Raw genomic sequence first — 21609 nt, 5'->3', positions numbered from 1 at the left:
CAAGTGAGGACGAAAAGATGACCGACGAGGGTCGGGGTGCGGACGTCATCACGCTCCCCATGCTCAATCTGTCGCCCCCGGGCGGCGATCCCGACGACGAGGTCCCGCCCCCGCCGGAAGCCGCTGACCTGGCTCCGCCGCCCGACTTCCTCCTGCCGTTCCCGGCCCCCGACGACGATGACGATTCCAGCGCCGTCGACCCGGACGACATCGCCCCGCAGATGGTCGCCAACGCCTCAAGCGGAACCGAGACACCGGCCCGCGCGACGGCCTCCATGGCCATGGTCACGATGGCGGCGATCGCGGTCGCGGCGCTGCGCGGAACGTGGTCGGTGGCGAGCTATCTGAAGGCGCGCCGCGAGCATCACGACGCCGTGGCCGACCAGGCGCGTGAGGCGGCCGACAAGCAGAAGGTCGCCAACGCCGAGAAGGCCGCGAAGAAGGTGCCGTCCGGGCCCGAGTTCGGACGCGGCGCGACCGGTAAGGGCGGCGCCCGGCCGGGCGGCCCGGCTGCCGGTGGCGGTGCGGGCCGCGGCGCCTTCGGGCAGCAGAAGCCGACGCCCAAGGGCGCCGGTTCCAGCAGCGGCCCGGCCGGGGCCGGCGGCCGTGGCGCGGGGCCCAAGGGTTCGGCCAAGGGGGCAGCCACGGGCAGTTCCCCGTCCGGGGCCGGCGGCCGCGGTACGGGGCCGAAGAGCGGGGCAGCGGGCGGCAGCGCAACTCCGGGCGGCCGCAAGGGCGCAGCAGGCACCGGCCAGACCTCCCAGGGCGCGGGCGGAGGCAGCGCGGGCTCGGGGCGGGGGGCTGCGGGCGGGGCGAGGAAGTCGCCGGGCACGCTGGGGCAGCTGGCGACTGGTCGGCAGCAGCGGAAGAACGCTGATGCCAAGGCGCAGCGGCAGGCGGAAGCCGACCAGCGCAAAGCTGACCTCGCCGACCGTGCGGCGGCCCGGAAAGAAGCGGCAGCCGCAGCGGCCGAGCGGCGCAAGCAGAAGGCCGCGAAGCAGAAGGCGAAGCTCGAACGTGAGAAGGCCTCTGGCCCCGGCTCGAAGAAGCCCAGGAAGACCGGGCCTGGCAAGGGTGACACGAAGAAGGACGACGCCTCGAAGGCGAAGGACCCAAAGCCCGCCAAGGCCAAGGGCAAGCCTGACGAGAAGATTGACCTCACGAAGAAGCCGAAGTCCGGCGACGGCACTGGGGCGAAGAAGGACGACGAGAAAGTCGACCTGTCCAAGAAACCCAAGCCCGGGCGCAAGGACCAGGCGCAGAAGCCCGACGAGAAGGTCGATCTGTCCAAGAAGCCCAAGCCCGGCGCCTCGCAGGGCAAGGCGGAGAAAAAGCCGAAGGCGCCCCGGCAGAAGAAGACCTCGGAGGGCCGCTGGTGGCACAGGCGGAAAGGGCACACCACGGGCCCCAAACCGCCCCACGGCCGTCGGCGCAGGAAGGACAGCACCACCTCCGGCCCGGGGTCGTCCATGCCCGGTGGTGAGGGTGACCGGCTGCGGCCGCCACCCGGCTGGGACGTCGCCTACGCCACGACCATCGAGCGTATGCCGCAGCGTCCGGCTCCCCGCCGGCCCGAAGCCATCGGCCGGGGCCGGCAGCAACTGCCCCCCGGATCATCCGGTCAGGCCGCGGCGACCCGATCCGTACCGAAAGAGAGCCCGATCGTCATGGGTACAGCCGTTGCAGTCGGCGAGGCCGGCGACACCCAGTTCGTCGACGCCGAACTGACCGTCTACGACCTGATCGAGTCCGACGAAGAGATGAGCGAGCAGATCCTGCAGGGCGTCGACCACATGAACCTGGTCGCCTCCAAGTGCGAGGGCCTCAAGTCCGGCCTCGAGTCGCTGTACGCGATGTGCATCGAGAAGAAGGTGCCCGGCGTCCTCACTCAGTGGTGCATCCGCCTGATGGAGCGCGCGGGCAGCGTGCAGGACAAAGCCGAGGCGCTGCGCGACTCTCTGCCGCGCGCGTCCGAGGCGATCCTGTCCGCGCGTGACACCGCGGTTGAGGCGGACAAGCTGCGCGCCGACCGGGTGAAGGAAGCCGGCCATACCGCGCCGGCCGAACGCGAGTACCACGACCGGAGCGGGAGCTGACTATGGACGACAGCATCGACACGTCACCCCCGGTGCCCGTCGCCGCCGAAGACGCCAAGTACGTCGAACCGGCCTCCGTGCAGACGGGTGCCGAGGTCGAGGCATCCGGCGCGCCCGACCTGCCGACCCCTGGGGAGGACACGGACGCACCGGCCGAGGGCGGCGAGCTCGCTCCGCTGACCAGCGGTCGCATCGTCGACGTCATCGCGGACGCTTTGACGTTCATGCTGGTCATCACGCGTCTGGGGATCGCGGCGGTAGCGATGCGGCTGCTCTCGCAGGCAGTGAAGGGCGCGTACTCCTACGTCGAGGACTGCGCGACCACCGTCGACGGACTCGCCGACGTCGCCGCGACCCTGGCCGTCGATGACTCGGTCACCTCCTCACACCACGATGCGGCCGCCACGATGCGCGGCTCCCTCGAGCTCGCCGACGCCCTCGCCGCTGAAGCGGCGGAAATGTCGACCGAGTTCGACAACGCGGCCCGCGATCACGAGAGCGACTACGGCGACGTGAACGAGGCGATGCAGGCAGGCCCGTACGACGTCGCCGACCGCGAGTGGTACAGCAACCGCTGACCCCATCCACCCCGAAGGCGCCGCCCCCTTACCCCAGGGGGGCGGCGCCTTCCGCATACCTGAAAGGAGCGCGTCGGCGATGCCGCTGCGCACGTACATCCCGACCATCCGCCGCGCCGGTTCCGCCACCGTCAGCGGCGTCGGCCGGCTCGCGACCCTCGCGGGCGGCAGCGCCATGGCAGCGGGACTGTTCACTGACGCCGGCACCGTGCCCGCGATCCTCACCTCGATCGCGGCCGGGCTGGGCGGGGCGTTCCTCTCCCCCCGCCTGCAGCTCGCGCACCCGCTGAAGAAGCCGATCGTGTTCACGATCTACCTGGCGCCGCACACCGTGCTCGTGGCCAACCTCGTCACCGAGCTGCTGTGGGACGCGGCCGAGGGCCGCCTGGTCCAGAGCGGCGTCGCCGTGCTGTGGACAGCCGGAGTGTGGTGGCTGCGCCCCGGGCAGCTCGCCAAGCGCGTCGCGAAGTGGCCCGAGCCCGAAGCCGAGGTCGATGAAACCCGGGACGGCGACGCGGACGAGAAGCCCTCGAACGAGATCGTCGTGCCCGTGCCGGATGATCCGGCGGGCCGGTGGTGGGCCCTGAACGCGGCCAAGAAGGGTGGAGTTGCCGAGTACACCCAGGTCCTCAGTGTGCGGGCGATCGAGGGCCGACGCCGTGTGGCGATCGCGATCGGCTCACTGGACTCCGACGAGCCCGTGCCCGAGATCAAGATCCGGCGGCTGTCGGCCCTGATGAAGGTGCCGGCGCACCTCCTCGAGGTGCAGGACATTCCCGGGTACGGCGCCAACGTCGCGATGCTCCTGATCGGCCCGAAGCCCGAGGACCCGGTCGCGGCCGACGAAGACGTCTGGGCGGAGATCGGCCGGTCCGCGCTGCCCGGCGTGACCCTCGTCGAGATCAACGAGTACGACATGTCCAAGGAGTTCACCCCGTGACGCCGGCTGCCCTCGCCAAGAAGCACGTCGAAGAAAAGCAGGAGGTGATGCGCGAGTACATGCTGCGCACCCGGCCCGGCGGAGTGAAGGGCGCCGACCACGACGCGCTGTGCGACCTCTTGGAGGTCGACGACCCCTCCCGCGTCATCTTCGAGCAGGGACGCGGCCGCCAGGCCGTCGTCCGTGTCTTCCCCGTGAACCCGCTCGCGAAGATGCGCGCGATCACCCTCGAAGACCTGACGATGGACGAGAACGGCTGCATCCGCATCGGCTCGTACTACGACGGCGAGCCGCTGCGGATGCGGGTGCACGACCCCGAGACCGGCAACGCCCAGCGCATCATCATCTTCGGCACCACCGGCGCGGGAAAGTCCCGCGCCCTTCAGGCGTTCCTCGCCGCGTGTAAGCGCAACGGCATCGTCGTGCACCTGGCCGACCTCAAGGGCGGGCAGTCCGTGCCCGAGGCCAAGGGCAACGTCGCCACCCACGTGCGGACGCTGAAAGAGGCGATGGGCCTGCTGCGGGCCGCCGTCGCCAAGGCCGAAGAGCGGTTCAACCGTTATGGCGACTGGGGCCGTTCGGGCTTCCTGATCAACAATCCGGACCCGCTCGAGTACGTCGTCATCGATGAGGCCAACCGCCTGCTGGAAAAGGGCAGCCCGTTCCGGGCCGAAGCCGCACGCCTGATCAAAGAGATCGGGCGCACCGGCCGCAGTGTCGGTATCGGCATCGTCCTCGCGGCCCAGGCCGGCCACCTGGACGAACTCGGCGGCAGCGACACCCTGCGCGCGATGCTGAAGGAAGGCGAGGTCATCCTGCTGCGCTGGTCCTCACAGATGATGGCCTCCCTCGTGGGCGACGGCCTGCTGCCCACCGGCGAGAACCTCCAGCCCATCCCGAAGATCCTCGGGCGCGCCCGCCGGATCCAGCGCTGGGGCACCTCCGTTGACCGGAGCAAGGAGAAGCCGAACAGCCAGGGCATGTGCTACCACCTGACCTCGGCACGGCCCTCCAGCATGGCGCGCTTCTTCCTGGTCGGCTCGCTCTCACCGCACGACGGATACGACCCGGTGATCCGGCAGCTCTACGGCAGCGCTCCCCCACCCGGCCAGCCCTTGACGCTGATTTTCCCGGCGCCGGAGGAAGGCCCGGGCGGGCAGCAGGCAGCCCAGGGCGGCGAGGACCGCGCGGACGACGGCGACGAACTCGCTCCTGCTCCGCCGATGCCGCGCACTCTCAAGGAGCGGATTCTCACGGCCCTGGAGTCCGGCCCCCTGTCCGAGCCGGACCTTCTCGCCGCCCTCGATGACGACGGCGGCAAGGAAGCCAAACGCGGGTCCGTACGCACCACTATCAGCACCCTGCGAGGCGAGGACAAGATCGCCCCGAAGGACGCGTCCGGCCTGATCAGCCTGCTCATTTGAACCACCGGCCCCCTAAATCGAACCGGGGTGCCCCTCGCTGCCCGTCCCCGTGCGCCCTCCCCATCACCCGGCCGGGAGAGCGCACGGGGTCGCCGCCATCTACGCCGACCTTCCCGAAGGAGTCCCCACTGTGGCGCTGACCGTCTCTCTGGTCGTCCTCGCCGGAATCGCCGTGCTGATCCTGCTCCGCACCGGCTACCTGCGGATCGGGCCCGCCTTCGCCGCTGCCCTGTTCGGCTTCACCCTCGCCTCCACCGGTATCGCCCCCGCCATCAACAACGCCATCAGCAGCATCACGGGAATGCTCAGCAGCATCGGCTGAAGCACCCCACTCCCCCGCCCCCTGCGCCCTCCCCACCACCGCGGCCGGGAGGGCGCTCCCGCATCTGCCCGATGGAGAACACCGTGGACTTCGACCGCGCCACCTGCCCGATGACCGATGCCGAAGCCAAGGCCGAAGCCCAGCGGATCATCGAAGAGAACTTCCGCCCCCAGGTACCCCTGGTGCGGCATATCCCGACGTCGTTCCGTGACGACAGCCCGCTGCCCGCGTACGGCGACACCCCGCCTGTCCCTCAGGACGACAAGCGGATCGTGCCCGGCTGGGCGGCCGGGATCGCGGTCGCCTCCATCGGCGTCGGCGCCGGTATCACCGGGGTCGGCTGCGGCGCCTGGCTGGTCCTCCAGGGCCTGGCCTCCGTCACGCTCTACGGCGTCCTCATGGTCACCCTCCCCTTCGCGGGTGTCGCCATGGCCGTCACCGCGGTCGGCGGCGCGATCAGCAAGGCCCGCAGAGCGGTCACGAAGACCGTGTACGAGGGCCCGGTCGTGCAGAACACGCAGATCACCAACACCAGTCACCAGCGCGGGATGTTCTCCCGCACCCGCAACGACGTCCGCTGAACTCCGGATGCCCTGCCTCGCATCCGACACCCCACCTCGAGCCGGGTTTCGGGTGCGGGACAGGCCATCCGGCCGCAGCCGATCGAGTCTCGGCCATGGCCATCGTCACCCGGCCTCCGGGGGCTGTCCGCCGACCGCAGCCGTCGCCTCCAGCCCCGCCCGCTCACCGCGCGGCCCGCTCGCACGCTCCGTGCCCCGCCACCACCCTGGAGTTGCCCCGTGCAGTCCCACGACCACACTCCCAGCCAGGACCACCAGGAGCTCACCCACCTCCCCGTGCCTGTCCCGAAGGCGCCGTCGAAGAAGCCGCGGTTCGCCGCGCTGCGCGCCTGGTGGGGCACCGCGTGGGAAGAGGGCGGCGCCTTGCACAGCATGTGGGAGGACGTGCTCGACGCTCCCCAGGCGGGCCTTCGGCACATGGCCCCCTGGATCCGCGCTGTTCTGATGGTGGTCGGAGTCTCCTTCGCCGTGCTGATGGCCCAGGCCGCCGGCGAAGTCGTCGGCCAGGCGCTGCACGAGCTGCTCACCGCCGTGCCCAAGGTGCAGGTCGGCGTCGACACCTCCAACGGCGTGGCCGCCGTCGTCGACCAGCCGGTACGCACCTACATCGCGCAGCACTCCGCCGGCCTGCCCGTCGACGGCTCCACCGTCTACACGCTGTGGCTCCTCACGGGCATCACCGGCCTGGTCCTCGGCTTCCTCTCCCGGAACGTCGGTGTACGCGCCCTGTGGGCGGCACACGGCGCGGCGACCGTGTTCATGGTCTGGACGACCACCCCAGCGGCCAGCCGTCCCGTCGCGGCCGGGCTCGCCGTCCTCGCCTGGACGTTCCTCTCCGCGTTCGCGATGCGCGGCCTGACCCTGCGCCGCCCCCACAGCCGCCCGGTCGAAGTCACCGTCCGGCCCGAGATCCACGTCCCGGCGCATCCCCCGACCGCGGCCGCTGACCGGCACACCAACTGCCCTTTCCGCGACTGACCTCCGGATGCTCCGCCTGGTCCTCGCACACCCGCTTCGGCGCGTGTGCGAGGGCCGGACAGGCCATCCGGCCTCCCGCACACCCCTGTCCCTACCGCCACAAGGAGACTCGCCGTGTCGCAGAAGACCCAGATTCCGGAGCCGGTGCAGGGCTGGTTCATACCGGCGCAGCCCACCACCCCGGCCAAGTCGAAGATGTCGCTGCTGACACGCCTGGCGTTGGCTGCCGCGGCCGTCCTTGCGGTCGTGCTCGGTTCCCACGCCGACGCGGACGGCCAGGACACCAACCCCTCCCAGACCCCGGCGGTCACCACCACGCCGACCACGGCCGGCACCGAGACGCCGTAGCGACCGTCACCGCACAGCAGCACGCGCCCCTCCCGGACAGCTCATCGCCGGTGGGGCGCCGTCTTGGCCACCGACCCGCTGGAGGAACAGCCCGTGCCCCTCCCCCGACCACGCCGCCGGATCGGCCGGCCCCGCCCGCAGCGCCCCGGTCCCCGCTACCCGCAGCGCCCCGCCCGGCTGCCCGGCGCCTGGCGCCGGTGATGACCCGTCCTCGGAGCGAGGGGCGCCGCCAGGTCAAGAAGGTGCCGCGCAGCTCCGCGACGCAGTTCACGCGGGTTCCTCGGGACGTACCGCGGCCGCATGCCGTGTAAGTACGCAGGTGAGCACCCTGAACCGGGGCGAATCAGCGAGCGCACGAGGTTCTCGCACTCACGGGCAGATTCCGCGAGCTGAGCCGGGAACTTGCGCGTGAGTACAGGAATCTGGAAGCCGCGCGTCAGTCAATCCACGCCTCGCCGTGTCGATGCCGGTCCAACCCCACAGCTGAGAACTCGTCCTGGCCAGCGCTTGCCACTACGCCCAACCGCCGCAGCGCTTGAGAGATTGGGCTGCCGGCTGGCGGGAAGGGCTGGCCCTCCTCCACGTGGAGCGGGCCCAGCACGATGGTGCCGCCATCCCAGACGGCAGCCCGCTGCTCGCCCACGCCACCGAAGTACTCAGCTTCCACGTAAGCCACCGGGCCGCTGGATGACCAGGCAGCCAGGGTCTTCTCGAACCCTACTGGCAACCGCCAGAACCCCAACGCGCCTACGCCGCTCCCGTCTGCGACGGAACTGAACAGGGCGTCTGTCATCGGCATCAGCAACAGGCCCTGTCCGATCAACGCCAGCTGAGCGGCAGGCAGACCCTGCGCCGCACCACGCAGCGCCTCCCCTTCAGCGATCACTGCGCGCAGGTCGTAACCCATCCCAACGCCCCCTCCAGATCAGAGGGCCCCATCTTGTCCCAGACAGCGAAGCGAACCCGCGCGGTACTCCCTCCCACTCCGGCTCCCTGTTCCCGGAGATGGAGGCGTGCGGCTGTGGTCCGACAGACGCGAGCTGCGCATCCGACTCTTGCCCGTTCCGGCCTGGCCGCAAGAACCGCCGTTCTGACCCCTCCGGGCGGGCCACGCACGGCCCGCCCGGCAACGACAAGGAGAAGCACCGCTCATGACCTCCACGGTCCCCGCCCTCGGCATCGACAAGAACCTGGACGCCGCCTGCGCCTCGGTCGCAGGCGAGATCGCGCGTACGGACAGCAAGTCGTCCTTACTGCTCGCCTTCACCGGCGCCGTCCTCGCGGGCCTGGCGTCCGTCGCCGACAAGGACCTGCCCGTGGCGACCAAGGTGTTCGGCACGGCGGCCGTCCTCGCCCTGGGCGCAGCCGCCGTGCTGCTGCTCCTGGTCGTCCGGCCCCGTCTCCGTGGGGACGACCGGGCCTCCTTCCCGTACTGGGCACAGCTCGACGAGGACGAGATCCGCGACTGCATGCAGGGCGACACCCGAGCCGCCCGCATCCGGGTCCTGTCCGCGCTCGCGGTCCGCAAATTCCTCTACCTGCGTAGCGCTGTCGACCTCATCCTCACGGCTCTCGTCCTGCTCGCGCTGGCCGCCGCCGGCACCGCGCTGTGATGGCGGCCGCGGTCCCCTGAAAGGAAGCGATGCAACCGCTGATCCTGCCCGTCGGCACGGTGTGCGCCCTGGTCGGTCCGCCCGGCTGCGGCAAGTCGGCCTTCGCTGCCCACTATCCCGCCAGCTGGCGCCTCTGCCTCGATCTCTACCGCCTGGCCGCGACCGACTCGGAGGCGGACCAGACCGCAACTCCGGTTGCAGCCGAGATCCAGAATCTGCTCCTGGACGCCCGGCTGTCCCGGAACCTCCGCGTGATCCTCGATTCCACCAACGTCATGGCGCATGTGAGAGCCGGGCTGCTGGCCCGCGCCCGCTACTGGCAACGCCCCCTCACAGTGGTCCTGTTCGACGTGCCGCTCCCCGTGGTGGAGGCACAGAACGCCTCCCGCGACCGAGTGGTTCCGCTACACGTCGTGCGCGAACTCCATGAGCTGACGCCCACCCGCGAGCAGCTGCTCGCCGAAGGCTTCGGCACGGTCCACCTGGCCTCCGAGCTCGCCACGGTGGGAGCCGGACGGTGAGCCGGGCGGCACCCGGCCCGCACCCGCTCACCCCGGCCGATCTCCCGTCCGGTGACGAGTGGTGGCACGGCTGCCCGGACTGCCACTTACCCGTCCAGGGCGGTGCCGCCGGGCTCGCCGCACACCGCCGCACTGTGCACACCAACGCCGGTGACCCACGCATTCCGATCACGATCCGGCCCGACTTCTGACAAGGAGGCCCACCATGGCCGTCCAGACCAGGCCCGACACCTTCGCCGCACTCCGCGACTGCTTCGCCACCGACCTCGCCGCCCTCATCGGCCACCAGGCGCCGCGCGGTGTCACCCCCAACGCCTTCATCGACCTGGTCGAAGAAGTCCGCGACGTCCTCGGCGCCTCCAGCCTCGGCAACTGGCAGGACGCCAGCGAGGACCTGGACCGCGCCGTCGGCTACCTCACCGACGCACTGACCAGCCCGGACGGCGATCAGGCTCCGCTTCTGGCCCGGGCGCGCATTCACCTGCGTGGCGGCATCGCGACGGCCAGCTGAACCCCGCGAGTTGAGCGCACTCTGTGCCGCCCCGGACCCGCACCCGCCGGTCCGGGGCGGTCGCAGTGGCCCCTCAACCACGGACAGCGAGAGGAGATGGATGTCATGCCCTTGCCCTACTTCGAGGTCGACGTCCCGATACACCGCACCGGTCAGCCCGGCCTGAGCGGTGTGCACGTTTTCACCGGCCGCGCCGACAGCCGCAGTGAGGCCGTACGGATCGCACACGAGGTCTACGACCAGGCCGCTGCCGCGGCGACGGCTGGACTCGAGGTCCCCCACGGGCGGCCGGACGGCTGGGGGGCCTGCGGCTACCGGCCGGGCTGGGAGCTCGACTGGCCCGCCGCAACGGCCGGCCGCTGGAACGACCCCTACAGCTGGGCCCGCGCCGTCGACGGCGACTTCGAGTTGTAGCTCCGCCCCGGGACAGCCGCTCTGCTTGGCGGCTTCGACGGCTGCCCCGGGCCCATCCATCCCGTACGAGACGAGACGGAGAACCCAAGTATGTCGTTGCTCCTGCGTGTTCGGGGCCGGTTCGGCCAGCGCACTCTCTTACTGGCGACCGCCGCCGTGCCGATGACCGGCTGGGCCTTCCACGCGGCCGCGCTGCACAAGCAGCTCGCCGCGGCCCGCCGCGATCCGCTGACCGGCCTGTTGCGCCGCGACGCCTACACCGCCCGTGCCCGCCGGCTCCTGGCCCGCCACGGCGACCACACGGCCCTGGTCATGGTTGACGCCGACCACTTCAAGGCCGTGAACGACACGATGGGCCACGCGGCGGGCGACGCCGTCCTGGCCGCGTTCGGGGCCCGGCTCACCGCGTGGGCGGGCCCGCGTGCGGCCGTCGGCCGCCTCGGGGGCGATGAGTTCGCGCTCGTCCTGGCACTGCCCGCCGCACGCGTTAAGCAGCGCCTGGCGCAGCTGGTCCGCATACTGCACGTGCCGGTCGTCCTGGACGACGGCCGCATGGTCGACGTCGCCGCCTCCATCGGCGCCGCGACCCCTGCCGGGGTTGGCTCCTGCGACCTGACCGTGTTGCAGCGCGCGGCCGACGCGGCCCTGTACGAGGGCAAGCACTCCGGCCGCGCTCACCTCGCGACGACGCAGCAGCTCACCGTGCCGTCGGTCAACGGCCGGCGGGCCGGGCGCCCGGGCACGAGCGTGTGGGGGCGGGCCGCATGAGTATCACCACCCTGCCCGAGGGCGACTGGATCCGCGGCATCAGCATCAAGCAACCGTGGGCCACAAGCATTGTGGTCGGGGCCAAGACGATCGAGAACCGTGCGCAGCACTGGCTTTGGCGCGGCTGGCTGCTCGTGCACGCGAGCCAGCAGATCGAATGGCCTGCGCTGCGCTGGCCGCATGTTGCCCGCGCCGTCCGCAACCGCGACCTGCCGACCGGCGCGGTGATCGCCGTCGCCCGGCTGACCGGCTGCCACCAGGACCCGGACGGGGCCCCGCCCTGCACCCCGTGGGCGCAGCCCGGCCAATGGCACCTCGAGCTCGCCGACGTCCAGGAGCTCGCCCTGCCGATCCCCGCACGCGGACAGCTCGGCCCCTGGAAACCCGCCGGGCCGCTCATCGATCAGGTCCTGCAGCAACTGCCCGACCTTCGGCCATGAGCCGCAAGAGCAGCAAGCAGCCGCTGTTCGAGCCGGGTCTGATCCCGGCTCCCGGCGGCCTCCTCGACTGGCGCGACAGCCAGCACTTCGACCGCTGGCAAGACGACCCCTGCGTGCTCTGCGACACGCCCGCGCCTATGCGCTCCCACCACGGGGAGCCCGTGCACAAGGCCTGCGCCGAGAACTGGATCGCCGCGCACCCGGTCGAAGCCCGCCTGGGCCGGTTCGCCTCCGACCTTCAGCGCAAGCGCCGCCGGGACGACGACCACGTCTGAATCCCTCCACCTGGAGGCCCCGTGAATGACACCCCGCAGCCCGACACAGGTCACCTCTTGGCCTATCCCGAGCCACCCGCTTCCCCGCTCTGGCACCGCCGCGGCGCGAAGGCCGGGCCGCTCACCGACGCCGAAAAGCAGCGCAACCGCGAGCTCCTGGTGCTCGCCCAGCGCAAACCCCCGCACCACCACCCCCGCGTAGTGGAGCCGCCGTGTTCACCGACATGACAGAGGCCCTGGAAGCCGAGGCCCTCGAACTCACCCCGCTCGGCAGCGGCCAGAGTGCCGCTGCCGCCCTGGTGGTCGCCCGCCGGGCCCGAGACAAGGACGACCTCACCGACCTGCTGGGCGCGCTCGGCCTGCCCTGCGGCGAAGACGACCTCGTCCGCCTGCTCCCCCATCTCACCACCGCCGACGACACCCCGATCGGAGATCCGATGCCCGTCAACGCCTTCACCGCCACCGCCGCCTCCATGCTGGCCAACGGCGACAGCCCCGAGCACGTCCGCGAAACGCTCGGACTGTCAAAGGCCGAACTCGCCGAAGCTCTCCAGCACACCGAACCGACCGCTGCCGCCGAAGCGGGCACGAAGGAGGGCACCAGCGCCCCCGAGGTGACCGTGCCGGCGCTCGTGGGCACGACGGATGCCGGCCAGATCGAGGCCCTGCTCGCCTGGGCGGAGAACCATGGCACCACCAGCATCCGCACCCGGGCTGCCCGCGTCCGCAGCCACCTCACCGAGCTGACCGAGCGGCGTGCCGCCGATGCGGCGCAACGGCAGGCGGAAGAGCGCCTTGCCAGCGCCAAGGCCGAACTCGAGGCCGCGCAGGCGCAGCTGCGCAAGGTGAAGGCCGGCGGCCGCGCCGCCACCGAGGACCAGCCCTCCGCCACCATGGGCCCGGCCCAGGCCCCGGCCGGCAGGCGCAGCAGTGAGGAACTGGCCGCGATCCGGACCTGGGCGCGCGCCAACGGCCACCGGGTCGCCGACCGGGGCACCCCGGCGAAGAAGGTCCTGGACGCCTACGACGCCGCCCACCGCACCGACGGCCTGGCGGAGGCGAGCTGATGGACGCCATGCCGTTCACGATGGACGGATACCTGGCCGCCGAAGCCGAACCCGGCGACCGTGAGGGCACCGTCTCCTGGCGGCTGACCTGCTCCGCCGGGACCGACCGCCTGGTCGAAGAAGCGGTCATCCCCTGCACGACCATGAAGCCGGAGATCGCGCACGCGTTGCTCACCGAGCGGCAGCCCGGTGACCTGCTGCGCGTCATCGGCCACCTCGCGCTCCCGGACACCGCCGACGGGATCCTCTGGCTGCACGCCGAAAGCCTGGAAGTGCTGTGGGAAGCGCCGGTGCTGGACGCGGACGGGGAAGACGCGGACACCGCGACCGCCACGGACGCGGACGCCGACCGCAACAGGGCGATCGCGGCTCTCGCTGAAGCCCTCACCGGCTTCGGACAGGCCCCGCCCGGCCCCGGGCAGAGCATCCGCATCCACATCAGCCCCACAGGTGCCCTCGGTTCAGGCCTGGAGCACTGCCACAGTTTCGACGTCACCCCGGCCATGGCCCACCGGCTCGCCGACTACGTCGACGCCATGAGCTGCTTCATGGACAGCGAACGCCCCGACAGCGTGGTTCTGGACCCGCAGACCATCGCGGACCTGACCGGCCTGTTCGAGGACATCGACCTGATCGACCTCACCAACACCGTCCTCAACGCCACCCGGCCCGAACACCGGCCCGCCGTCACCCAGGCGATGGACGACATGTTCGGCGACGTCCCCTCCCCCGAGGACACCGACCCATGACCGCCCCTCACCCCGAAGGAAAGCAGTCCTGATGCCTGCCCAGCCCCAGCGCACCGTCCTGGAGCAGTTCCCGGCGGGAGGCCCCCGCGGGTCCTGGTCGGCGGAGGAGTACGCCGCCGCTCAGCGCGCCCAGGGCCACGATGCCCAAGTCGTGATGGACCTCAGCAGCGACCAGTTCCTTGTGGTCGCCAACACCGCCACCTAGCACCACTCCTTTGAGCGCCGCGCCTGCCGCTGTGCGGGCGCGGCGCTCCCGTCTGTCCTGGAAGGCCGCTCCTTGACTTCCACCCGCACCTTCGCCCCACCGCCTGGCCTCCACGGCGAACCCGTTCAAGCGCTGAGAACCCGTCTGTAATCCTCCGCTGATCTTGTGCTGGCGCCGCAGAGGCTGCATCCGGGCTCTGGGGTGGCGTCAGGTCTGTGCGCCCTGGGCCAGGGCGGATACCTCGGCCCAGTCGTTCCAGGTTTTGAGCCGCTCGGCGTAGACCTGGCTGACGACCGGGAGAGAGGCGCTGCCGAAGAAGACCCGCAGCGGCGGGTTTTCGGCGTCGACGACTTTCAGCAGTGCCGGTCCGGCCGCGGCGGGGTCACCGGCCGGGGCACCGCTGAAGGCGGCGACCACCGCGGCGCGCACTCCGTCGTAGGCGGGCAGGGGCTGGGCGTGCGCGCCGGAGGGGCCTGCCGCGTCGGTGGCGAAGTTGTTGGGCTCGACGAGAGTGACCTTGATGCCGGACCCGGCGACTTCCTGGGCCAGGGTGTCGGTGAGGCCTTCCAGGGCCCACTTCGAGGCGTGGTAGCCGCCCATGTTGGGCCAGGGTGCGACGCCGCCGAAGGAGGAGATCTGGACGATGTGGCCGCTGCCCTGGGCGCGCAGGAACGGCAGGGCGGCCTGGGTGACCCACAGAGTGCCGAAGAAGTTGGTTTCGAACTGGTCGCGGATCTGCTCCTCGCTCAGCTCCTCGACCATGCCGAACAGGGCGTATCCGGCGTTGTTGACGACGACGTCGAGGCGGCCGAAATGCGCGTGGGCGCGCTCGACAGCGGCGAAGACCGCGCCCCGGTCCGTCACGTCCAGCGCTATCGGCAGGACGGCGTCTTCGTAGGCGGTGACGAGGTCCGCGAGCGCGGCGGTGTCGCGGGCGGTGGCCGCGACCTTGTCCCCACGGGAGAGGGCCGCTTCGACGAACTGGCGGCCGAAGCCGCGGGACGAGCCGGTGATCAACCAGGTCTTGCTCATGGAGGTGCTCCCAGAAAGTGAATCGGTCCCTGCCTGCGCGGTGATCGCCTGCTGTCCTACGCGCCGCGGCAGGAATACGTAGCCGACCAAGTAAATGGTTAGTCGGCTAACTAGTTCGGCGGGTTCACCGTACAGCAATCTTTAGCCGACCAAGTAAAGTGGGTGGCTGGGCACCCTCTGGTGCCCGGAGGACGGTCGGAGAGGCGCGGAAGCAGTGACGAAGCCCACCAAGGAGCAGGCGACGACGGATGCGGCCGGGCCTGCCGCGCGGCCCGCCGCCGGTGGCGGGCCGGTCAGCCTTGCGCTGTGCCGGGTGGCCCGGCTGCACCGCACGGTGGCCGCGGCCCTGCTGCGCGATCTCGGGCTGTACCCGGGCCAGGAGCTGGTGATGATGCACCTGTGGGAGAGCGGACCGGTCCTTCGCCAATCGGACCTGGTCCGCATGCTCGGCATCGAGCCCTCCACACTCACCAAGACGCTCCAGCGGATGGAGCAGGCCGGACATGTACGACGCCTGCCGGACCCGGCTGACGGGCGGGCTGTGCTGGTGGAGCCCTCGGACTCCGGCGCCTGCATGTTGGCCGAGGTGGACCGGGCCTGGAGCACCCTGGAACAGGAAAGCCTCGCCGGCCTCGACGAGACCCAGCGGGAGCAGCTGCTGGCCTTGCTGGGCCAGGTCGAAACCAACCTCAGCACCTACAGCACATGAAGCACCTGAAACAGCCCACGCGGGGGGTTCAAAGACAGACACCTCACGATGCCAACGCGTCAAGCGGCGGCCGCGAGTTCGGTGGAAAAGGCGGTGTGCTCGTCGAACGGCTTGTGGTGCTGGAGGCAGTGATAGAGCTGGCCGATCATGCGGTTGAAGAGGTTCCGCTGAGCGGCTGCGTGCCGGTCTCCGATCTCGCGTCGTCGCCGGTCGTGGGCGTTGGCCCCGGCCGATGCCCGCAGGGAGGCGAAGGCCCAGAGGTAGCCCGCGTGGTTGAGCCGGTCGCTCTTCACCCACCGCCTGGTGATGGAGGACTTTTCGCCAGAGGCCCTGGTGACAGGCGAGGAGCCGGCATATGCCTTGAGGCCGCTGGCGTCAGCGAAGCGCGTGTGGTCGTCTCCGATCTCAGAGCCTGTCTTTGAACCCCCGTCGTTCGCGCGTCGAGCGGGCGTGCCGGGCGTCGGGGCGCAGGCGGGGGTTCAAGGACAGGCTCTGAGCTTGATTTTTAACTACCGAGTGGTCGTGGTGCCGAGCAATGACGCCGGTCTGGTGTCTAGGTGGTCCCTCGGACGACGATGCATGCCATGACGATTGACAGCTCGTGGTTGCGGATCGAGAACTGGTTGTGTGAGTACGCGCCGGCCGCGTACGCCTCATTGCCCCCTGCCACGGGCTCTGATGCGGTACGCGCGGCAGAACGCCAGTGCGGGCTCGTGTTTCCTGAGGACCTCATGGCGTCCCTGCGCCGCCACGACGGCTCAGGGGAGTGCCTGCTGCCCGGCAACTACCGCCTGTCCGGCGCAGACGAGATCGCGAAAGACTATGTGTGGTGGATCGGATCACAGCAGCGGGACGTTCCCGATGAACTGCGCTATTGGCGTTCCTCCTGGTTGCCTCTGGCCAGAGATGGCGCCGGGGGTTCCCTCTTCGTCGAGATGGCACCGGGTGACCAGCACGGTCGCATCGGTGCGCATGCCCACGGTGACGGTGGACGGTTCGACGACTGGCTCCAGTACACCTCGCTGCAAGCCTTGCTCAGCTGGGCCGCGCAGGCCCTGTCCGACGGCTCTGCCACGGATGTCCTGGACTACGTGCTCACCACGGACGAACAGGGGCTTCCGTACTGGGAGGACGCGGACGCGGAACAGGACGGCGTGTCAGTGGTCTGGGACATGGCAGCCCTGAAGAACCGCTACGGAGGGCTCTGACCCCTCGCGAGCCGTGATCACGGGCAGCATCTCGAACGCATCTCGAACTTCGGGTGGGTTCTGGCATTTCACCGGCCATCACGCGTCCGTGTGCCGTATCCAGTAAGGCCTCTGATCTGCACGAAGGCCGTTGCCATGAGTCTGCCCTTGCCCAGGCCCTGAGCTTGTTCCTTTTCTTCCGGCATCGAACGGCGCCTCGTACTGAGTCGCTCACCTGAGGGTTTGCCGGACGTGGGGGCGGCCTTCGTCTGATCCTGTGCTCCGACCAAGGTGCACATGACCAAGGCGAAGGCCGTGAGGGTGAGTCTGCTGCCTGATGTTGTGCGGAGGGATGCGTTCGCGGAAGCGTCACGCTTCCGGGGTGAGTTCTACGAGTGTCTGACCGCTCGGCGCGACGCGTTGTTCGAGCTGACGGATGCGGTGCTGTGTGCGGACGGGGCGGTGAAGTCCCCAGTGGACCTGACGCTGTTGCCCGAGCATCGGCGTGGGCACGGAGCAATGTACGGAGGCCTGAACCGCGGCCGGATCGATGTCGGCCAGGTGCGGACGGTGCTGGCCGGGTTGTCGCTGCCGCGTTTCGACGGTGGGCGCCTGGTCCTGGCCGTCGATGTGTCGCCATGGCTTTGTTCGGACGCGCCGTGCTCGCCCGAGCGGCTGTTCTGCCATGTCTATGGCCGGGCCAAGACGGCGTCGCAGTTCATCCCGGGCTGGCCCTACTCCTTCGTCGCCGTCCTGGAGCCGGGCGCCACCTCTTGGACCGCGATCCTGGACGCGGTCCGGCTGGGACCGGTGGATGACGCCACCGCGGTCACCGCGGCCCAGCTGCGGGGAGTCGTTGAACGGCTCATCGCCGCGGGTCAGTGGCAGGCCGGGGATCCGGACATCGTGATCGTCAGCGATGCCGGCTACGACGTCACCCGCCTGGCCTGGGTCCTACGCGATCTGCCGGTCGAGCTGGTCGGCCGGGTCCGCTCGGACCGCGTCATGCGACTGCCGAAGCCGCCTCGTGTCTACGAGCCGAAGGGCGGCCGGCCGCCTAAACACGGCCCGGAATTCCGCTTCGCCAAGCCGGAAACCTGGCCCGAGCCCACGATCACCACGGTCACCGCAACCACCAACTTCGGCAAGGCCAAGACACAGGCATGGGACAGGGTCCACCCAAGGCTCACCCACCGCTCCTCATGGCTCGACCATGACGGTGAACTCCCTCTGGTTGAAGGCACGTTGATCCGGCTAAAGGTCGAGCATTTATCGAAGGAGCGTGATGCCCCGCCGGTGTGGTTATGGTCCTCCAGGACCGGAGTCGCTCCGGAGGACGTGGACCGCTTATGGCAGGCATTTCTCCGACGCTTCGACCTGGAACACACCTTCCGCTTCGCCAAGCAGACCCTCGGTTGGACCACTCCGAAGCTCCGTACTCCCGAGGCGGCGGACCGCTGGACTTGGATCCTGATCGTCGCTCACACCCAGCTCCGGCTCGCCCGTCCTCTCGCCGAGGACCTCTGTCGGCCCTGGGAGAAGCCCACCACTTCCTACCGGCTCACCCCGGCCCGGGTCCGCCGAGGGTTCAGGAACATCCGCGCTCACCTCGCCTGCCCGACCCGTGTTCCCAAACCTCGAGGCGCTGGCCCAGGACGACCACCTGGAGCCAGGAACAAACACCGGGCACCCCGATACGACGTCGGCAAAACCGTCAAACGCCCCGAGACTCTCAAGGCCATCGGCAAGCCTGGCAGGTCCTGGTAGATAAAGAACAAGCTGAGGGCCTCTGCCACCTACCCGGACCGGCTTCTGGCCTCAGTCCGCACCGGATCCCACGTGAACATTCCCCCAGCCGCCCTCGAGGCGCTCACCACCGAAGCTCCCGGCGCCGACGGCCACCGCCAGATCATCAGGCTCGCCGTGAACACCGTCGCCACCGCCCGCCAACTCACCGCACCCTGGCCCCTCGAGCTGCCCGCCGACACCGCCCACCGGATCCGCAAACTCCTCCAGGACCTCCCCGGCATCACCGGTTGGGACGCCGAGGACCTCGGCAGCCTGCGCGGACAGCTGCTCGCCGCCAATACCCGCAGCGCATGCGGTACTTGGTGCACCCCACCCGAGATCGCCCACCCGCTGACTCGGGCCGCCCTGAGCACCATCACCGACCTGCACCTGGACGACGAGCCCGCCGACGTCCTCGCCATATCCGTTCTGGACCCGGCCTGCGGCGCCGGGGTCTTTCTGACCGCCGCCGCCCGCATCCTGGCCCGCGCCTACACCGCCCTCCTGTTCGGCACCAACAACCCCGCACCGCTCACCGTCCAGGCCGTCATGGCCGACGTCATGAAGGCGTGCGTCTACGGCATCGACACCGACCCGGTCGCCGTCGACCTCGCCAAGTCCGCCTGCTGGCTGGCCACCGGCGGCCACATGCCGATCGACTACCTCGACCACAACATCGTCATCGGCAACGCCCTCAACGGAGACCTCCCCCCAGCACTGGCCCAACGCCTCAACTCGCTACGCCCGCTGGCGATCGTCGGCAACCCTCCATACAAGGACAAGGCCCGCGGAGCCGCCCCCTGGATCGAGGCCCGCCGCCCCCGCCCCGGCCACGCCCGGACCGCGGACGAACTGTGGCGGCCCAGCCTCGACGAGTTCCGCACCCCCGGGCAGGGCCGCCGCGAATACGTCCTGTCCAACCTCCACATCTACTTCTGGCGCTGGGCACTGTGGCGGGCCTTCGAGACCCGGTTGCACGCCACCGCTGTTGCCTTCCTCTCCCCCGCCGCCTGGCTCGTCTCCCCCGCCTTCGAGGGCATGCGCGCCTTCCTGCGCTGGAGCGCCGACCAGGGGCTGGTCATCGACCTGACCCCGGAAGGCATGCAGCCGCCCCTCCCCACCCGCCTGTTCCCCTCCGTTGCGCAGCCCCTGTGCGCGGCCCGGGTCTCACGGGCAGTCGGCCCCTCCCCCGACCAGGTGGCCCACGTGATGTGCGCGACCGTCACAGGCACCCGCGAGGAGAAGTTCGTGAAGTTCGACCATCTCCTGTGCGGCGCACCGTCCCGCCCGTCATCGAGCTGAGTACCGGCTGATCGCGTCCCGGGACCGGTCGGTGGCCAGGTCCATCACGACCGGGCGCCCGGCGGGTCCCGGACACGCTGGCAGGCGGCGCCCTGACGACTGGACGACAGAGGCCCTTTATGGGCCGGTGCTCACCGTTCTTCTCACCTCCACCCGAACGCCGAGAGAGGCACCGCGGGTTATCCACCCTCATCACCGCAGCCCTGGCCATCGTCGCCACACTGCTGGGCGCGATCGTCTCCGGCCGCTTCCAGGAGCGCGCCGCCGAACGCTCCGTGCTCGCCAGCCACGGCGAGGCGGCCCACCGCGACCGCCTGGAGGCCATCACCGCGCTGGCCTGCGCCGCCAGCGACCACCGCCGGGCGCTGTGGGCGCGCGGCGACGCCGTCCTCAAGAACGCTGGCACCGACCGGGTCCAAGCCCTGCGCAGCGAGAGCCACATGACCCGCAGCGCCGTCACGCCCGCTGGTCGCCCTGCGCGTCCTCATCGAGGACCAGGCCGTGCGTGCCGCCGTCGACCGCATGATCACGCTGACGTACACGATCCGCAACGCACACGCCACCACCGAGGACCTGACCGCAGCCCGCGAGGCCGCGAAAAGCGCCCACGACGACTTCGTGAACACCGCCGCCCGCTACCTGCGCCCAGCCACCCACCCCACCCTTGAGCAGGAGACCCTCCGACGATCCGTCGCTTCCGTCGCTGCGGCCACGCCCCCGGCAGCCTCACCCCCGAAGGCCAGGCCATCGTCGACCAGTTCCGCGCGATGCTCACCGCCCTGCGCACTCCGCAGCCCTGGACGCCCGGCTGCTCCCAGGACATCGCCGTGCGCATCGGGCCCTTAGTGGAGCGCGCCCATACCCGGCCCGGTGACGACCACGGCCCCGACATGATTGCCGTCGCCCTGGCCCACCCCGACACCCCGCACACCGCGGCCTACCTCCACGGCCGCCAGCTCGGCTACACCGACCGCGGCTGGCTGCGCTGCGAAACGACCACGATCCTCGGCATCTGGCAGCCCGGCTACGCCATGCTCACCCACGCAGCCGCGAACCTGCCCCTGCCCGATGACCTCGGCATGAAGCCCGCGCACTACGCCCTCTACATCGAAGCCCGCAAACGCGACGACGGCCTCGACGGCTACACCCTGCTGTGCCTCGGCCCCTACACCCAGATTCGCCACGCCCAGCAGAACTACGACCGGCCCGGCGCGTCGGCAACGTGGTGGCGTTGCGCCCGAGGGCTGGATGATCTGAGTCGGGGTGGGGAGCATGTGAGTCCGAGCATCGAGGGGGTAGTCATGGCTGACCAGACCGACGTGCTTCTGGCGTTCTGGCAGGAACAGCGTGAAGCTGACCGCCAGATGGAAAATCAGCGGGCGACGTTGACGAACATCATCGTCGTCATCGTCTCGGCGGGACTGGGATTTCTCGCGCAGAAGGGTCTCCACCCGCCCATGCTTGTGGTGACCGTCCCGATGGCGTCCCTGGGGGCCTATGGCGTCATGGCATCCCTCAAGTCACACGAGCGCTCCGCGTTTCACATGCGGCAAGCCAGATGGTTGCGTCAGAAGATCGGCTCACTTCACTCGACACTTCAGATTGAAGATGGGCTGAGCAGCGTGAAGGATCGCCAGCGCAGCCGCTTCCCGCGACTGGCCCGAATCAAGATGTACGTCCTGTGGCTTGCCTTGCACTCGGCTATCGCCCTTGGTGGGGCCGTTCTTTCTGTGTGGAGCCTTGCTGCGTGACTGGCCATGA

General features: G+C 70.2%; 28 protein-coding genes and 1 pseudogene. 25 read left to right on the top strand and 4 right to left on the bottom strand.

Annotated elements, in window-relative coordinates:
- Nucleotides 1–17: 17 nt before the first annotated feature.
- From ACI2L3_RS32450 to ACI2L3_RS32415, 8 genes are all read left to right on the top strand, one after another.
- Nucleotides 18–2096: a hypothetical protein gene (locus ACI2L3_RS32450; protein ID WP_404755975.1), complete on the top strand. Its 2079-nt coding sequence runs from the start codon at nt 18–20 to the stop codon at nt 2094–2096.
- A gap of 2 nt (nt 2097–2098) precedes the next feature.
- Nucleotides 2099–2674 carry a hypothetical protein gene (locus tag ACI2L3_RS32445; RefSeq protein WP_404755974.1) on the top strand — a complete coding sequence of 192 codons (576 nt, stop codon included), beginning with the start codon at nt 2099–2101 and terminating at the stop codon, nt 2672–2674.
- A 79-nt stretch (nt 2675–2753) separates the two neighbouring features.
- Nucleotides 2754–3614 carry a hypothetical protein gene (locus tag ACI2L3_RS32440; RefSeq protein ID WP_404755973.1) on the top strand — a complete coding sequence of 287 codons (861 nt, stop codon included), beginning with the start codon at nt 2754–2756 and terminating at the stop codon, nt 3612–3614.
- Nucleotides 3611–5038, top strand: a complete 1428-nt coding sequence (locus ACI2L3_RS32435; RefSeq protein WP_404755972.1) for a DNA/RNA helicase domain-containing protein — start codon at nt 3611–3613, stop codon at nt 5036–5038. Before ACI2L3_RS32440 ends, ACI2L3_RS32435 begins: the two co-directional genes overlap by 4 nt.
- Before the next feature lie 130 nt (nt 5039–5168).
- Nucleotides 5169–5360, top strand: coding sequence for a hypothetical protein (locus tag ACI2L3_RS32430; protein WP_404755971.1), 192 nt, complete (start codon nt 5169–5171; stop codon nt 5358–5360).
- 71 nt (nt 5361–5431) lie between these two features.
- A complete protein-coding gene (locus ACI2L3_RS32425; protein ID WP_404755970.1) occupies nt 5432–5941 on the top strand; it encodes a hypothetical protein in 510 nt (169 codons plus the stop codon).
- 219 nt (nt 5942–6160) lie between these two features.
- Entirely contained in the window at nt 6161–6919 is a 759-nt protein-coding gene (locus tag ACI2L3_RS32420) for a hypothetical protein (RefSeq protein ID WP_404755969.1), read from the top strand.
- Nucleotides 6920–7033: 114 nt separating this feature from the next.
- Nucleotides 7034–7267: a hypothetical protein gene (locus ACI2L3_RS32415; RefSeq protein ID WP_404755968.1), complete on the top strand. Its 234-nt coding sequence runs from the start codon at nt 7034–7036 to the stop codon at nt 7265–7267.
- A gap of 436 nt (nt 7268–7703) precedes the next feature.
- On the opposite strand, the gene ACI2L3_RS32410 is transcribed toward ACI2L3_RS32415, so the two are convergent.
- Complete coding sequence (locus ACI2L3_RS32410; protein ID WP_404755967.1) at nt 7704–8174, bottom strand: hypothetical protein; 471 nt, start codon at nt 8172–8174, stop codon at nt 7704–7706.
- A 244-nt stretch (nt 8175–8418) separates the two neighbouring features.
- Here ACI2L3_RS32410 and ACI2L3_RS32405 point away from each other — a divergent pair, with 244 nt between their 5' ends.
- The 12 genes from ACI2L3_RS32405 to ACI2L3_RS32350 all read left to right on the top strand — a co-directional run bounded on the left by ACI2L3_RS32405 (nt 8419) and on the right by ACI2L3_RS32350 (nt 13830).
- Complete coding sequence (locus ACI2L3_RS32405; RefSeq protein WP_404755966.1) at nt 8419–8880, top strand: Pycsar system effector family protein; 462 nt, start codon at nt 8419–8421, stop codon at nt 8878–8880.
- Nucleotides 8881–8909: 29 nt separating this feature from the next.
- Entirely contained in the window at nt 8910–9401 is a 492-nt protein-coding gene (locus tag ACI2L3_RS32400; protein ID WP_404755965.1) for an AAA family ATPase, read from the top strand.
- Nucleotides 9398–9592: a hypothetical protein gene (locus tag ACI2L3_RS32395; protein WP_404755964.1), complete on the top strand. Its 195-nt coding sequence runs from the start codon at nt 9398–9400 to the stop codon at nt 9590–9592. Before ACI2L3_RS32400 ends, ACI2L3_RS32395 begins: the two co-directional genes overlap by 4 nt.
- A gap of 14 nt (nt 9593–9606) precedes the next feature.
- On the top strand, nt 9607–9912 hold the full coding sequence (locus ACI2L3_RS32390) for a hypothetical protein (protein ID WP_404755963.1): 306 nt from the start codon (nt 9607–9609) through the stop codon (nt 9910–9912).
- Between the two features lie 105 nt (nt 9913–10017).
- On the top strand, nt 10018–10326 hold the full coding sequence (locus ACI2L3_RS32385; RefSeq protein ID WP_404755962.1) for a hypothetical protein: 309 nt from the start codon (nt 10018–10020) through the stop codon (nt 10324–10326).
- Between the two features lie 90 nt (nt 10327–10416).
- Nucleotides 10417–11094 carry a GGDEF domain-containing protein gene (locus tag ACI2L3_RS32380; protein ID WP_404755961.1) on the top strand — a complete coding sequence of 226 codons (678 nt, stop codon included), beginning with the start codon at nt 10417–10419 and terminating at the stop codon, nt 11092–11094.
- The gene (locus tag ACI2L3_RS32375; protein ID WP_404755960.1) at nt 11091–11534 is read left to right on the top strand and encodes a hypothetical protein; all 444 of its coding nucleotides are present in this window, start codon (nt 11091–11093) and stop codon (nt 11532–11534) included. The genes ACI2L3_RS32380 and ACI2L3_RS32375 overlap by 4 nt, the downstream gene beginning before the upstream one ends.
- Nucleotides 11531–11809: a hypothetical protein gene (locus ACI2L3_RS32370; protein ID WP_404755959.1), complete on the top strand. Its 279-nt coding sequence runs from the start codon at nt 11531–11533 to the stop codon at nt 11807–11809. The genes ACI2L3_RS32375 and ACI2L3_RS32370 overlap by 4 nt, the downstream gene beginning before the upstream one ends.
- A 21-nt stretch (nt 11810–11830) precedes the next feature.
- Nucleotides 11831–12037 carry a hypothetical protein gene (locus tag ACI2L3_RS32365; protein ID WP_404755958.1) on the top strand — a complete coding sequence of 69 codons (207 nt, stop codon included), beginning with the start codon at nt 11831–11833 and terminating at the stop codon, nt 12035–12037.
- Nucleotides 12022–12876 carry a histone-like nucleoid-structuring protein Lsr2 gene (locus ACI2L3_RS32360; protein ID WP_404755957.1) on the top strand — a complete coding sequence of 285 codons (855 nt, stop codon included), beginning with the start codon at nt 12022–12024 and terminating at the stop codon, nt 12874–12876. The genes ACI2L3_RS32365 and ACI2L3_RS32360 overlap by 16 nt, the downstream gene beginning before the upstream one ends.
- A complete protein-coding gene (locus ACI2L3_RS32355) occupies nt 12876–13625 on the top strand; it encodes a hypothetical protein (protein WP_404755956.1) in 750 nt (249 codons plus the stop codon). Before ACI2L3_RS32360 ends, ACI2L3_RS32355 begins: the two co-directional genes overlap by 1 nt.
- A 31-nt stretch (nt 13626–13656) precedes the next feature.
- The gene (locus tag ACI2L3_RS32350; RefSeq protein WP_404755955.1) at nt 13657–13830 is read left to right on the top strand and encodes a hypothetical protein; all 174 of its coding nucleotides are present in this window, start codon (nt 13657–13659) and stop codon (nt 13828–13830) included.
- A gap of 207 nt (nt 13831–14037) precedes the next feature.
- Here the strand turns inward: ACI2L3_RS32350 and ACI2L3_RS32345 are convergent, their stop codons facing one another.
- Complete coding sequence (locus ACI2L3_RS32345; RefSeq protein ID WP_404755954.1) at nt 14038–14862, bottom strand: SDR family NAD(P)-dependent oxidoreductase; 825 nt, start codon at nt 14860–14862, stop codon at nt 14038–14040.
- A 214-nt stretch (nt 14863–15076) separates the two neighbouring features.
- Between ACI2L3_RS32345 and ACI2L3_RS32340 the strand changes: the two genes are divergently transcribed.
- Nucleotides 15077–15571 carry a MarR family winged helix-turn-helix transcriptional regulator gene (locus ACI2L3_RS32340; RefSeq protein ID WP_404755953.1) on the top strand — a complete coding sequence of 165 codons (495 nt, stop codon included), beginning with the start codon at nt 15077–15079 and terminating at the stop codon, nt 15569–15571.
- A gap of 59 nt (nt 15572–15630) precedes the next feature.
- Here the strand turns inward: ACI2L3_RS32340 and ACI2L3_RS32335 are convergent.
- Nucleotides 15631–15981, bottom strand: a pseudogene (locus tag ACI2L3_RS32335) (transposase); the annotation flags it as partial.
- Nucleotides 15982–16155: 174 nt separating this feature from the next.
- Here ACI2L3_RS32335 and ACI2L3_RS32330 point away from each other — a divergent pair.
- The 3 genes from ACI2L3_RS32330 to ACI2L3_RS32320 all read left to right on the top strand — a co-directional run bounded on the left by ACI2L3_RS32330 (nt 16156) and on the right by ACI2L3_RS32320 (nt 19848).
- The gene (locus ACI2L3_RS32330) at nt 16156–16779 is read left to right on the top strand and encodes an SMI1/KNR4 family protein (RefSeq protein WP_404755952.1); all 624 of its coding nucleotides are present in this window, start codon (nt 16156–16158) and stop codon (nt 16777–16779) included.
- Nucleotides 16780–17055: 276 nt separating this feature from the next.
- Nucleotides 17056–18525: an NF041680 family putative transposase gene (locus ACI2L3_RS32325; RefSeq protein ID WP_404755951.1), complete on the top strand. Its 1470-nt coding sequence runs from the start codon at nt 17056–17058 to the stop codon at nt 18523–18525.
- A gap of 72 nt (nt 18526–18597) precedes the next feature.
- Nucleotides 18598–19848 carry a DNA methyltransferase gene (locus ACI2L3_RS32320; protein ID WP_404755950.1) on the top strand — a complete coding sequence of 417 codons (1251 nt, stop codon included), beginning with the start codon at nt 18598–18600 and terminating at the stop codon, nt 19846–19848.
- Nucleotides 19849–20304: 456 nt separating this feature from the next.
- Here ACI2L3_RS32320 and ACI2L3_RS32315 read toward each other — a convergent pair whose 3' ends face one another.
- Nucleotides 20305–20457: a hypothetical protein gene (locus ACI2L3_RS32315; RefSeq protein ID WP_404755949.1), complete on the bottom strand. Its 153-nt coding sequence runs from the start codon at nt 20455–20457 to the stop codon at nt 20305–20307.
- A 158-nt stretch (nt 20458–20615) separates the two neighbouring features.
- Between ACI2L3_RS32315 and ACI2L3_RS32310 the strand changes: the two genes are divergently transcribed.
- Complete coding sequence (locus ACI2L3_RS32310; RefSeq protein ID WP_404755948.1) at nt 20616–21599, top strand: hypothetical protein; 984 nt, start codon at nt 20616–20618, stop codon at nt 21597–21599.
- The last annotated feature ends 10 nt before the right edge of the window (nt 21600–21609 follow it).

The sequence above is a fragment of the Streptomyces sp. NPDC029674 genome (assembly GCF_044903205.1).
Lineage (GTDB): Bacteria > Actinomycetota > Actinomycetes > Streptomycetales > Streptomycetaceae > Streptomyces.
Note: the sequence above shows the minus strand (reverse complement) of the source record. Positions and strands in the feature narration are given on the sequence as shown.